The sequence below is a fragment of the Hyalangium sp. genome, from assembly GCF_045802625.1.
Taxonomy (GTDB): domain Bacteria; phylum Myxococcota; class Myxococcia; order Myxococcales; family Myxococcaceae; genus Hyalangium.
In genome coordinates, this window is the sequence record NZ_JBJMQP010000058.1 from 41,560 (window position 1) to 53,371 (window position 11,812).

Below are 11,812 nucleotides of genomic sequence, written 5' to 3' on the forward strand. Positions count from 1 at the left end.
GGAATTACCTTGCTGGCGAACTGTTAGCACCATGAGCTCGATCCGCTCGGCTACCTGCGAGATCTGCTGTTCCTGCTACACAGTTGGCCTATGCAGCGCGTGCTCGACTTGGCCCAGCGAATTGGACGGTCGCGATGCACCGCGCAGAGGTGCGTACCGAGTTGGACGCCGACGTCTTCTGTTACGCGGCGCTCGGGATACTCAATCCGTCTGCCGCGAAGTAGGACTACCTGCCACGCATCAATCGGCGCGCCAACCGACGGTGCTCGTCGGACGGATACACATGTTCTGATGAGCGGAGCAGGATCACCGTTCACATGCGCTACTCAATCAGGGAGGGTCAGTGGTGGGAGATACCGCAGGAGGCGGTAGCGGATTTCTCTCAGAGATGCCCTTCGTGTCTCAAACTGCGCGGGGGTCAACGTTGTAACGCTCTCCTTCAATCGCACAATGGCCTGAGCGTACTCATCAATCTCATGGCCCACTTCTTTTTCGATCAGAGCACTCTCTCGCCTGACAATCTTTTGAACCTCGGCTGAGACTTCTGCGATCTTCTCACTGAGTTCCGCGAGTTTCGGAGATTTAGGATCACTCTTGTCCATGATGAGGTAATCATCCAAGTAGGTCTGTAACTCTGTCAGGGCGCTGATGATGCGGATGTACGCGGCAGCCCGAGCCTTTCCAAGCTCAAGGACCATGGCCTGGGTCCGTCGGTACTTCTCGATGGCACGTGTGACCAAGTAGGTCAGCCCGGTACCAACCATCGCGAGCAATCCCTTGTCAATGAGTGCAAGGACGACCTTTTCCCAGAACGGATCCACACCAAGCTCTTTTCTAGAAGGCTGTGGACACCACGAAGACGTACTTCTTCAACACCCAGCCCTCCACGCTCGCACCACGCAGATAGTTATAGTACTGAATCTGGATCCACTTGTGCTTCTTCTGGAGCAGCAGAACCTGCTGTCCCGGATGGAGATCCGCAACCTTGGTGGACTTCACGGAGGGATTCACCAGCAGCCTCGCATGGCGCCTGACGATATAGACTTGAGCATCGGCTGCCTTAGCGGACTCTTCATTCGCGGTGAGGTGGTCCAGCGCTTCGCGTACCGTAGGAAGGTCCTCAGCCTGTACCAACTCAGGCGTAGGTGCCTTCGAGAGCAGTGCCACTGTGTCCTGGACACCTCCTTCAGAGGCCTGCTTCGTAATCTCTGAAGCCTGCTTCCCATTAAGGAGGCCACACTTGGCGTAGTAGGTGATGATGAGAGAAACCAGCAAGGACACGGCGAACTTAAACACTTTTTCAATTGCTCGCTTCTCCATGACGGATGACGCGGCATTTCGGTGTGCCTCATGCTTTGCAAACAGAGCATGAAGCAATGCCCCTGTTTGCTGCATCACCTCTCGCACCTCAGCGTCCGCTGGACTCTGTGCGAGCACCTCCATATCTGTCATCAGGTCGACCAGCGCGGACTGTTCACGAACCTCCTCAAGGACTTCTGGGTCGCTGGCTGCTGCCTCAATCAAAGCAGCTGCCGCGACCGCAGCACGCGTCAGGTCCCTTTCGAAGTTGCCTACCACCCCAGCGATCGCGGCCGCCGCGCCAAACTCATTCAATCCAGCGACGCTCTTGAAGAGAGAGTCGAGAGTTCGGGCGCCCTGGAAAGCAAGGGGCATAGTGCTCATCTGAGACACGCTCTTGAACAACGAATCCAATGCCCCCGCGCTCTCAAATCCGTTGGAAAGCGTGAGCGAGTGAGCCATGCTCTTGAATAGTGTGTCGAACGCCCGGGTGCTCTCGCTAGCCATGCGCAGCGCGCTCATGTCCCTGACACCATTATTGAAGAGCGAGTCGAGGGTTCGAGCACTCTCGAAGGGCTTGGTGAGCGCGCTCATGTCCCTCACACTTTCAAACAGTGAGTCGAAGCCTCGAGCACTTTCGCTGGCCATGCGCAGCGCGCTCATGCCGCTCACGCTCTTGAGAAGCGAGTCAAAGGAGCGGCTGCTTGCCTCTGCCATGGAGAGTGCGCTCATGCCGCTCACGCTCTTGAGCAGCGTGTCGAAGGTATGGTCCCTCCTGAGTCCCGTGGAGAGTTCATGCATCCGGGACACGCTCTTGAAGAGCGAGTCAAAGCCCCCAAACATGTTGTCCCAATCACGCGACCGAGTCACTTGAGTCTCCTAGGAAATAACCCTCCACATCGAGTGGAAGCCATGCGCTTCCTACTCCTAACTTCGAATCCATGTACACCATACGTAGCTGGCGGGTAACAAGGATAAGCGGGATGAGAGGACGCTGGCTCAAGCCAACCGGCTGGAAGGGTACCTGAAGGAAGCGCACCGCGTGCAACTCACTTCAGTTGGGCCATCCCTCCCGTCTGTAGAGACTGGCTCGACCCGAGTGAACTCCGCCGCGGGCGAAGAACGGCGACTTGAGTCGCGCAGTGCTGGGGTACTGCTGACTTCAGTCCGTGTACGCGAATGCCTTCGCCTGCCCATCCTTGGGCGCGCGGAAGAGCAGCACCGCCGCGTGCCCGGAGAGGTTGCCCACCGCCGCGTAGACGTCCGTGTCCTTCAGGTTTCCGAGCCCCAGCCGTGCCGGCGGCTTGCCGTACTTCTTCTCCATCTCCGCCAGCGGGAGGACCTCGATGTCGTAGAGGGAGATGAGGTCCGTGCGCTTCACGCGCAACTGCTTCACCCAGGCGGCCACCAGCTCCTCGGGCGTGCCGTACTTCTTGTCCTCGAGCTGGAACGGATAGGCCAGCTCGCTCACGGCCCGGCGCGCGTCCCCGGTCAGCAGGTTCTCGAGGATGAATCGGGCCTCCGTCTTCACCCGCTGCCGCCTGTCTGCCTCCACCGCATCCAGTGGCGCCGGTGCCCCCGATGGAGCCGCCGTCCCAGGACTCGGTGCGGCGGCCTGAGCCTTCGGAGCCGGAGCCGCTGGGGCCGCAGCTTCCGCCTTCGGGGCCGCAGCCGGAGCCGCTGGGGTTGGCTTGGCCTCGGTGGAAGCAGGGGAGGGAGCCTTCGCCGCAGGAGCAGGCGCTGCTGGAGCAGCCTGGGGCTCAGCAGCGGCAGGCGTCTTCTTCTCCGGAGCCTTCGCCTCGGGGGCCGCCTGGGGCTCCGCAGCGGCAGGCGCCTTCTTCTCCGGAGCCTTCGCCTCGGGGGCCGCCTTGGGCTCAGCGGCAGCAGGTGCCTTCTTCTCCGGAGCCTTCGCCTCGGGCGCAGGGGCAGCCGGCGGAGCCTGGGCCGGCTCGGGAGCCTGGGCGAGTGCAGGAGTGGCGAGGGTGACGAGCAAGGCCAGGGACCAGCGACGCATGGAACCTCCAAGGATCGCGCCGGTTCTACCAGAGCCCTGCCCGGTTGGCCTGTGTCACTCCATGAGCAGGCGACGAAGCCGGTTCACTCCCCGCGTGCATGTGCCCAGCGACGTGCTATGGGGGCCCCCCGATGCCCAAGCGTACCGATATCCGCAAGGTTCTCGTGATCGGGTCGGGACCGATCGTCATTGGCCAGGCCGTCGAGTTCGACTACTCGGGGACCCAAGCCATCAAGGCGCTCCGAGACGAAGGCGTGGAGGTGGTGCTGCTCAACAGCAACCCCGCCACCGTGATGACGGACCCCGAGTTCGCTCACCGCACCTACATCGAGCCCATCACCGTCGAGGCCGCCGAGAAGATCCTCGCCGCCGAGCGCCCGGACTCCCTGCTGCCCACCATGGGCGGACAAACTGCTCTCAACCTCGCCAAGGCCCTGGCCGAGCAGGGCATCCTCGAGAAGTACGGCGTGCGGCTGATCGGCGCCTCGCTCGAGGCCATCAACAAGGCCGAGGACCGTCAGCTCTTCAAGGCCGCCATGCAGAAGATCGGCGTGGCGCTGCCCAAGAGCGGCTACGCGAAGACGCTCGACGAGGCCATGGCCGTCGTGGCGGAGATTGGCTTCCCCGCCATCATCCGCCCCTCGTTCACCCTGGGCGGCACTGGCGGTGGCATCGCCTACAACCGCGACGAGTTCGAGGCCATCTGCCGCTCCGGCCTCAAGGCCAGCCCCACCTCCACCATCCTGGTGGAAGAGAGCGTGCTCGGCTGGAAGGAGTATGAGCTGGAGGTGGTCCGGGACTCGGCCGACAACGTCATCATCGTCTGCTCCATCGAGAACCTGGACCCCATGGGCGTGCACACGGGGGACTCCATCACCGTGGCCCCCGCGCAGACGCTCACGGATCGCGAGTACCAGCGCCTGCGCGAGGCCTCGCTGCGCATCATCCGCGAGATCGGCGTGGACACCGGCGGCTCCAACATCCAGTTCGGCGTCAACCCGAAGGATGGGCGCATCGTCGTCATCGAGATGAACCCGCGCGTGTCCCGCTCCAGCGCGCTGGCCTCCAAGGCCACCGGGTACCCCATCGCGAAGATCGCCGCCAAGCTGGCCTTGGGCTACACGCTGGACGAGCTGCGCAACGACATTACGCGCGACACGCCGGCCTCGTTCGAGCCCACCATCGACTACGTGGTGGTGAAGATCCCTCGCTTCAACTTCGAGAAGTTCCCCCGCGCGGACCGGACGCTCACCACGAGCATGCGCTCGGTGGGCGAGGTGATGGCCATTGGCCGGACGTTCTCGGAGGCGTACCTCAAGGCGCTGCGCTCCATGGAGGCCGGGCGCCTGGCGCTGGAGCCGGTGGAGCTGCCCCAGGAGAAGGAGGAGCGCGAGAAGGTGCTCTACGAGGCCCTGCGGGTGCCTCGCCCCGATCGCCCCTGGTACGTCGCCCAGGCCTTCCGCGAGGGCATGACGGTGGAGCAGGTGCACGAGCTGTCCGCCATCGATCCGTGGTTCCTGCGGAAGATCGAGGATCTGGTGCACCGCGCGCAGCAACTGCAGGAGTTCGGCCGGCTGGATCAGCTCCCCGACGAGGCCCTGCGCGAGGCCAAGGCGCACGGCTTCTCGGACAAGTACCTGGGGCAGCTCTTGGGCTACCCGGAGTCCGACGTCCGAGCGCACCGGCACGCCCGAGGCATCCGGCCTGTCTACAAGCGGGTGGACACCTGCGCCGCCGAGTTCGAGGCCTACACGCCCTACCTGTACTCCACCTATGAGGAGGAGGACGAGGCGCCGCCCACGGATCGCAAGAAGGTGCTCATCCTGGGCAGCGGGCCCATCCGGATCGGCCAGGGCATCGAGTTCGACTACTGCTGCGTGCACGCCGCGTTCGCGCTGCGCGAGGCGGGGTACGAGACGGTGATGGTCAACTGCAACCCGGAGACGGTGTCCACGGACTACGACACCTCGGACCGCCTGTACTTCGAGCCGCTCACCATCGAGGACGTGCTCGAGGTGGCCGAGCGCGAGAAGCCCATTGGCGCCATCGTCCAGTTTGGCGGCCAGACGCCGCTCAAGCTGAGCGTGCCGCTGGAGAAGGCGGGGCTGGCCGTGCTGGGCACCTCGCCGGACGCCATCGACCGGGCCGAGGATCGCGAGCGCTTCGCCAAGCTGATCGAGAAGCTGGGGCTCACGCAGCCGGAGAACGGCGTGGCCCGCAGCCACGAGGAGGCGTTCCGGATCGCCGAGCGCATCGGCTACCCGGTGATGGTGCGGCCCAGCTACGTGCTGGGCGGCCGCGCCATGGAGACCGTGTACGACGCGGCCAGCCTGGAGCGCTACATGCGCGAGGCCGTGAGCGCGTCCCCCGAGCACCCGGTGTTGATCGATCGCTTCCTGAAGGACGCCATCGAGGTGGATCTCGACGTGGTGGCGGACCGGACGGGCGCGGTGCTGGTGGGCGGGGTGCTGGAGCACATCCAGGAGGCGGGGGTGCACTCGGGAGACGCGGCCGCGACGCTGCCGCCGCACTCGCTGTCGCCGGATCTCGTGGAGCGGATGAAGGATCAGGCCATCGCCCTGGCCCGCGAGCTGAACGTGGTCGGGCTGATGAACGTCCAGTTCGCCATCCAGGGGAAGACCATCTACATCCTGGAGGTGAACCCGCGCGCCAGCCGCACCGTGCCGTTCATCTCGAAGGCCACCGGCGTGTCGCTGGCGAAGCTGGCGGCCCTCTGCATGGTGGGCAAGACGCTGGAGGAGCTCGGCCAGACGCAGGAGGTCGAGTTCAAGCACGTCGCCGTGAAGGAGTCCGTGTTCCCGTTCGCGCGCTTCGCGGGCGTGGACGTGATCCTCGGCCCGGAGATGAAGTCCACGGGCGAGGTGATGGGGATCGCGGATGACTACGCGTCGGCCTTCGCCAAGAGCCAGCTGGCGGCGGGGGTGAAGCTGCCTCGCGCGGGCCGGGTGTTCATCTCCGTCAAGGACGAGGACAAGCCGGCGGTGGTGGATCTGGCCCGGCGCCTGCGCGCCATGGGCTACGAGCTGGTGGCCACCGGCGGCACCCACGCGTACCTGGCCACCAAGGGCATCCAGGCCCAGCGGGTGATGAAGGTGAAGGAGGGGCGCCCCAACATCGTCGACAAGATCGTCGATGGGGCGATCATGCTCGTGATCAACACCACGTTCGGCAAGCAGGAGATCGCCGACAGCTTCTCGATCCGCCGCGAGTCCCTGATGCACGGCATCCCGTACTACACGACGGTGCAGCAGGCGCGCATGGCGGTGGGCGCGCTGGAGGCGCTGCGGCGCTCGGAGCTGAGCGTGAAGCCGCTGCAGGACTACCTCAAGCTGGCGCAGCGGCACGCGTAGCCCCCCGCGGCCCCCGCGGCCAAAGGCGACGGGTGGAAGGCCCTTCCCGAGGGTGGCAGACTGGCCATCTTCTCTCGGGAGGCAGCTCATGCACTCGCTCACCCGCGCCGCGCTGGCTGTCGTGCTGTCCCTGGCCGCTGCCTGCACCAGCAGCGGGCCACGGCCTGAGACCGTTCTGGCCTCGGGGCAGGCGGGCCCTTCCTCGCTCGCCTCGGACGGGACGTTCCTCTACTGGACCAACCGTTCGGGCGGCGAGGTGATGCGCCTGCCGCTCGCGGGAGGCACGCCCGAGCGGCGGGCCTCGGGGCTGTCGCAGCCTCAGGGGATCGTGCTCGGCTCGACGGACCTCTACTGGGCCAACCCTGGCGACCAGTCGGTCCTGAAGGTTCCGCTCGCGGGAGGGGAGCCCACCCCCGTGGCGACCCACCAGTCAGACCCGGGCGACGTGGCGGTGGCGGCGGGCTACGTCTTCTGGTCCAACAAGTCCGGGACGATGATGAAGGCGGCGGTCTCCAGCGGGGCGGCCTCGGCGGTGAGCGATCAGACCAGTGGCCCCGGCGACGTCGCCACCAACGCCACGCACGTGTTCTGGACCAACGCCGATGGCTCCATCCGCCGCGCTCCGCTGGGCGGCGGGCCCGAGGAGCTCCTGGCGCGTGGGGACCAGAACGCCACCAGCCTGGCCCTCGACGAGACGCACGTCTACTGGACCACCTTCTTCGGGAGCATCCATCGCGTGCCCCTGGCCGGCGGGACCCTGGAGAAGCTGGCCGAAGGCGAGAGCCACCCGCGCTCCATCGCCGTGGACGGCTCCTTCCTCTACTGGGCCGCGGGCAGCAAGGACGGCACGATCCGGAGGATGGCGCGCTCGGGTGGAAAGCCCGAGACCTTCGCCGCGGAGCAGGCGGAACCTACCGGAATCACAATCGATTCCGGGAGCCTCTATTGGGTGAATGAGGCGGGGGGCACCGTCGTTCGTGCACCCCGGTGAGCAACCGCTTTTCAATTTCAGCGATAATCTCCATACGTTCCCCGGAGATCCCCCATGACTCGCATCAACAGCCCGCTTGCTCCCCCCCGCCCTCACACCGTCGAGGGCCCGAGCCCGGCTCAAGCCACCAAGGCCCCTGCGAGCACCCCGACGGCGCAGCCGGCGGGCTTCTCGGGCGACTCTGCCTTCCAGAAGGGCGTGGCCAGCAGCAGCGCCCCGGCCGCGCTGTCCGCCTTCGCGCCGAGCGGCGCCGAGAAGCTGTCCCCGAATGATCTGGGCGTGCTGGCCCAGGACCAGGGCAACACCAACGCGTGCGGCACCACGTCGCTCGCCAACGTGCTGACCTACTGGGGCAAGCCCACCACCCACGAGCAGGTGGACAGCTCCATCCGCCACTTCGATCTGTTCACCGCGCCGGACAAGATCGTGAGCTACGCGCGGGACCACGGCATGCGCGCCGAGATGAAGACGGACGCCAGCGTGGAGGATCTCGCGCACATGGTGGACCAGGGCGTGCCGCCGATCATCCTGATGGATCCGGACAGCAACAAGAACGCCAACATGCACTACATGACGGTGTCCGGCTACGACCGCGACGACAGCGGGAAGATCACCGACGTGGTCGTCGCGGACAGCGCCGGCGGCTACCGCTACAAGATGTCGGCCGAGGACTTCCAGCAGAAGTGGAACAACCTCAAGATGGGAGGCATCAGCACGGGGCTCAGCAACGTGATGATCTCCGTGGTGCCGAACGATGGGCGCAAGGTGGTGGGCGGTGACGGAGCGACGCGCAACGCCGCGGACATCCATCTGCCCAAGTCCAGCCTGGGGAGCGCCATCAAGACCGCCCCGGCTCGCGCCGTCACCGATGTCATCACCGACGTGACGACGGCCGCCGACAAGGTCGAGCACGCCGCCAAGGACGCGGGCAAGGCCATCGGCGACGGCGCGAAGAAGGCCTGGCACTCCATCTTCGGCTGAGAGGAGCGCCCTCGGGACAGGGCGCTCCTCACCGAGCGCCCTGCCTCAGTGCCCGCCTTCCTCCGCCAGCACCAGCCGGCGCAGGATGGGGATGGGCGGGTAGCCGTACGAGACGACCTGATCGTGGAAGCGCTGGAGCGTGAAGCTCGCGCCCCACTTCGCGCGGGCCTCCTCGCGCAGCTCCAGCAGCATCTTCTTTCCCAGCGCGTAGACGAGGTAGGTGGGATCCGAGGTGCCCCGCTTGGCCTCGCGCTCGGCGTTGGTGTGCGTCATATAGGCCTGCTCCTCGAAGAAGCGCACGGCCTGCTCGTAGGTCATCCCGCGCGTGTGCAGGGACAGGCCCACCTGGTAGCGCGCCAGCCGCTGCAGGTAGAGCGCGAGCTGGTTGAGCCGCAGCTTGTCCGCGTTGGGGCCCGAGCCGCCGAAGCCCGCATCCAGCATCATCTGCTCAGTGTAGAGCCCCCAGCCCTCGGTGAAGGAGCCCGAGCCCAGCATCTGCCGCACCTTCGAGCGCACCCGGTGGTTCGTCCAGAGGAACTGCACGTAGTGGCCGGGGTAGGCCTCGTGGATGGAGACGAGCGGCACCGCGTAGCGGTTGTAGAAGCTCATGTGCTGCTCGGTCTGCTCGGCGTTCCAGGTGGGCTCCGGCGGTGACACGTAGAAGTAGGCCTCCGTGGCGTGCGTCTCGAAGGGGCCGGGCATGCTCATGCTGGCGAAGGAGAGCGCCCGGTTGAAGGCGGGCGTCTCGGCCACCAGGGCGCGCACCTCGCTGGGGATGGTGATGATCTGGTGATCCACGAGGTACTGGCGGATCTCCTCCAGCGTGGCGCGCGTGAAGGGGACCAGCTCGGCCGGAGTGGGGTGGTCCTTGCCCAGCTCGCGGTAGACGTCCATCGGGTCCTTGCCCGGCGCGAGCCTCGAAGCCACCTGGCGGAACTGATCCTGGGTGCGCTGGAGCTCCGCCTTCCCCCAGGCGAGCAGCGAGTCGATGTCCTCGGTGACGCCCTCCTCGTACTGGAGCTTCTGGCGGTAGACGGCCTCGCCGATGGCGAAGTCTCCGTTCGAGCGCGGCAGGAGCTCCTCGCGCAGGAAGCGGATGAAGCCATCGATGGAGGCCAGGCAGCGGGTTTGCTCCTGCTTGAAGGCCTCCTGGAGGGCGGCGTCCTTCACCGGCTCGAAGGCCTTGGGCAGCGTCTCCGCGTACAGGGCTCGAGTGCCCTGGGCCTGCTGGAGGGCGATCTCGGTCCACAGCTTCGGCGGGTTCTTGAGGGTGGCCTGGGCCGTGGCGAACACGGCGGGGATCTGCTTCATGCGGCTCACGGCCGAGCGCATGCGCTGATCGAGCGGAGCGAAGTCCCGGTTGATGAGCTGGAAGACGGCGTAGGAGGCCGTGCCGAGCCAGGTGTTGGGGTTGCGCTCCCAGCCGCGCACGAACTCGTAGTCGAGGATGCGAGCGCGCAGGTGGTTCTCGAGGATGTCGTAGTCGGCCTGGTCGAGCGGGGGCAGGGCGGCGCGGTTCACCTGCTGGGGCAGCGCGGCGAGCTCCGCCTTGAGCTGAGCGAGGTGCGCGGCGCGATCCTCGGGGGTGAAGCCTCGCAGCTCCCCGTCATAGGTGTGGATGCCTGCCTGGGTGGCTTGAGTGGGGAAGCGCCGGAAGGTGTCCTCGAAGTGCGCGTCCACGAAGGTGCGCAGGGCGGCCTGGGCGGGGGACAGGCTCGCGGTCTGCTCGGAGGAGGCCAGGGAGCCAGCGGTGGCTTCGGTCTGGGACGGCGGGTGCGAAGCGGTACAGGCGGAGGACAGCAGCAGGAGCGCGGAGAGGGCGCTCGTTGCACGCAGCGGGGACATGAGGCCTCGGGGTGAAAAGTGCCGCGGGAGCCTCGCCGATACCTGCTTGCCCGACAAGACGATGGCACTCTCGGTGATAATCCTCATGCTCGTGTTGCCGGAGGGTGTCGTGAAGAAATGGATCATCCTGGGAGTCGTGGTCGTCCTGCTCGCGGGCACCGCCGTGGGCCTCGATATCAAGGCCTCTCGCGTCGCCGCGCAGATGAACCCGGTGCTCCGGAAGACTCCGTACACGCCCACGAAGCAAGGGGCCGCGCTGCACTCGGGGCTCCTCATCGCGGACCTCCACGCCGATCCGCTGCTGTGGAACCGCGACCTGAATCAGCGGGGGACGCAGGGACAGGTGGACGTGCCCCGCCTCATCGAGGGCAACGTCGCCCTGCAGGTCTTCAGCGTCGTCACCAAGACGCCGAAGCACATGAACACGGAGCGCAACGACGACAAGACGGATGACATCCAGCTCCTCGCCTTCGCCCAGCGCTGGCCGCCGAAGACGTGGTTCAGCCTCAAGGCCCGCGCGCTGTACGAGGCGAAGAAGCTGGCGAAGACCGCCGAGGCCTCGGACGGGAAGCTGGTGTTCATCCGCACCCGCGCGGACCTGGAGCGCTTCCTGGCGGAGCGGGAGAAGGACAAGGGCCGGGTGGGGGCGCTGCTCTCCCTGGAAGGGATGCACGCGCTGGAAGGGAACATCGACGCGGTGGATGAGCTCTACGACGCCGGGTTCCGGATGCTGGGGTTCGCTCACTTCTTCGACAACGAGGTCAGCGGTTCGGCCCATGGTGTCCAGAAGGGCGGCCTGACGGAGCTGGGGCGCGCCGTCGTGAAGCGGATGGAGGAGAAGGGGATGACCCTCGATCTGGCGCACTCCTCGCCGAAGACCATCTCGGAGGTGCTCGCGATGGCCACTCGGCCCCTGGTCGTCTCGCACACGGGGGTGAAGGGCACGTGCGACAACACCCGGAACCTGAGTGACGAGCAGCTCCGCGCGGTGGCTCGCAACGGTGGAGTGGTGGGCATCGGGTACTGGGACACCGCGACCTGTGGCAAGGACGCGAAGGCCATCGCCCGAGCGGTCCGGTATGCGGTGACGGTGGCCGGGATCGATCACGTGGGGCTGGGCTCGGACTACGACGGTGCCGTAGCGGCCCCGTTCGATACGGCGGGCCTGGTCGAGCTGACGGACGCGCTGATCGCGGAGGGCTTCAGCGAAGGGGAGATCCGGAAGATCGCGGGCGAGAACGCCCTGCGGGTCCTGAAGGGCAATCTGCCGGCGCAGTGAGGCCGGGGCTCATTGCTCCACGGTGTACGTCT

General features: G+C 66.2%; 8 protein-coding genes. 4 read left to right on the top strand and 4 right to left on the bottom strand.

What is annotated here, in order from left to right; translation table 11 throughout:
* Window positions 1–326: 326 nt before the first annotated feature.
* The 3 genes from ACJ8AT_RS12285 to ACJ8AT_RS12295 all read right to left on the bottom strand — a co-directional run bounded on the left by ACJ8AT_RS12285 (window position 327) and on the right by ACJ8AT_RS12295 (window position 3,313).
* The gene (locus tag ACJ8AT_RS12285; protein ID WP_407737884.1) at window positions 327–821 is read right to left on the bottom strand and encodes a hypothetical protein; all 495 of its coding nucleotides are present in this window, start codon (window positions 819–821) and stop codon (window positions 327–329) included.
* A gap of 13 nt (window positions 822–834) precedes the next feature.
* Entirely contained in the window at window positions 835–2,169 is a 1,335-nt protein-coding gene (locus tag ACJ8AT_RS12290) for a hypothetical protein (protein WP_407737885.1), read from the bottom strand.
* 292 nt (window positions 2,170–2,461) lie between these two features.
* Window positions 2,462–3,313, bottom strand: coding sequence for a hypothetical protein (locus tag ACJ8AT_RS12295; RefSeq protein WP_407737886.1), 852 nt, complete (start codon window positions 3,311–3,313; stop codon window positions 2,462–2,464).
* 131 nt (window positions 3,314–3,444) lie between these two features.
* On the opposite strand from ACJ8AT_RS12295, the gene carB reads away from it, so the two are divergent.
* From carB to ACJ8AT_RS12310, 3 genes are all read left to right on the top strand, one after another.
* The gene (carB, locus tag ACJ8AT_RS12300) at window positions 3,445–6,684 is read left to right on the top strand and encodes a carbamoyl-phosphate synthase large subunit (protein WP_407737887.1); all 3,240 of its coding nucleotides are present in this window, start codon (window positions 3,445–3,447) and stop codon (window positions 6,682–6,684) included.
* An 88-nt stretch (window positions 6,685–6,772) separates the two neighbouring features.
* On the top strand, window positions 6,773–7,675 hold the full coding sequence (locus ACJ8AT_RS12305; RefSeq protein WP_407737888.1) for a hypothetical protein: 903 nt from the start codon (window positions 6,773–6,775) through the stop codon (window positions 7,673–7,675).
* Window positions 7,676–7,729: 54 nt separating this feature from the next.
* Window positions 7,730–8,656 carry a C39 family peptidase gene (locus ACJ8AT_RS12310; RefSeq protein ID WP_407737889.1) on the top strand — a complete coding sequence of 309 codons (927 nt, stop codon included), beginning with the start codon at window positions 7,730–7,732 and terminating at the stop codon, window positions 8,654–8,656.
* Window positions 8,657–8,701: 45 nt separating this feature from the next.
* On the opposite strand, the gene ACJ8AT_RS12315 is transcribed toward ACJ8AT_RS12310, so the two are convergent.
* Window positions 8,702–10,501, bottom strand: coding sequence for a DUF885 domain-containing protein (locus ACJ8AT_RS12315; protein WP_407737891.1), 1,800 nt, complete (start codon window positions 10,499–10,501; stop codon window positions 8,702–8,704).
* Window positions 10,502–10,610: 109 nt separating this feature from the next.
* Here ACJ8AT_RS12315 and ACJ8AT_RS12320 point away from each other — a divergent pair, with 109 nt between their 5' ends.
* Window positions 10,611–11,780, top strand: coding sequence for a dipeptidase (locus tag ACJ8AT_RS12320; protein ID WP_407737892.1), 1,170 nt, complete (start codon window positions 10,611–10,613; stop codon window positions 11,778–11,780).
* Window positions 11,781–11,812: the final 32 nt, after the last annotated feature.